1 protein-coding gene is annotated in these 1,186 nt (G+C 66.3%); it reads left to right on the forward strand.

The features are described 5' to 3' along the window. Positions 1-58: 58 nt before the first annotated feature. The gene (locus ACOV8S_RS30945) at positions 59-709 is read left to right on the forward strand and encodes a DNA-3-methyladenine glycosylase (protein WP_448321807.1); all 651 of its coding nucleotides are present in this window, start codon (positions 59-61) and stop codon (positions 707-709) included. Positions 710-1,186: the final 477 nt, after the last annotated feature.

Here is a 1,186-nt window from a genome sequence, read left to right on the forward strand (position 1 = left end):
GGAGTGGCCGGCGACGGAGGGAACGGGGACCACCGCCCCTCCAGTACGCTCGGAGGACATGATCGCGAGCCCCGACCGTACGCCCCTGCCCAGGACCTTCTTCGACAGGCCCGTTCTTGCGGTGGCCCCCGATCTGCTGGGCCGCATCCTCCTCCGCACCACCCCCGAGGGCCCGATCGCCCTCCGTATCACCGAGGTCGAGGCGTACGACGGACCCAACGACCCCGGTTCCCACGCCTTCCGCGGCCCCACAGCCCGCAATGCGGTGATGTTCGGGGAGCCCGGACATGTGTACGTCTACTTCACGTACGGCATGTGGCACTGCATGAACCTGGTGTGCGGTCCGGAGGGCCGGGCCAGTGCCGTACTCCTCCGCGCCGGCGAGATCGTGGAGGGCGCCGAGCTCGCCAGGACCCGTCGGCTTTCGGCCCGCTACGACAAGGATCTGGCCAAAGGCCCGGCACGCCTCGCCACGGCCCTGGACATCGACCGCGCCCTTGACGGCACCGACGCCTGCGCCGCCGGAGGTTCCCCCCTCACTGTCCTGACGGGTGTTCCCGTGCCCGCCGAACAGGTAAGGAACGGTCCCCGCACCGGAGTGGCCGGCGACGGAGGGAACGGGGACCTCCACCCGTGGCGCTACTGGGTCGACGGCGATCCGACGGTCAGCCCGTACCGCGCCCACGTGCCCCGTCGACGACGGGCTTGACGCCGCCCCTCGCGATCCGTAAGGTAGCCCGAGCCGCAAGACACGGCGGGCGTTCTGCCTTCACCGTGTGCGGCCACTCCACTACTCAACCTCTCCCCTGACCGGGGCGAATTCTTGCGTGCTCGCACGCCTGGAATTCGAACTGCGGGACTCGATTATGAGTTCCGGGAGTGAGTCGGTTAGCGTAGTGAATGTCGAAAGGCCGACGGACCTGATCTGGTTCGGAAGCCGGCGGCAACCCCCCTCCGACAGGGAATCGGACACCGAAAGGTTCTGATAGAGTCGGAACCGCCGGAAAGGGAAAACGCCGAAAGGCGAAGGACCTGGAAAGCGCCGAGGAAATCGGAACTGAAACGGTCTGATAGAGTCGGAAACGAAGGAAGCGCCCGGAGGAAAGCCCGAGAGGGTCAGTACAAAGGAAGCGTCCGCACCTTGAGAACTCAACAGCGTGCCAAAAGTCAACGCCAGATATGTTGA

This window comes from Streptomyces sp. CO7, assembly GCF_053474865.1.

What these genes read in the sequence shown, in the direction of transcription:
- ACOV8S_RS30945 (WP_448321807.1), top strand. Translation starts at nt 59, where the DNA reads ATGATCGCGAGCCCCGACCGTACGCCCCTGCCCAGGACCTTCTTCGAC.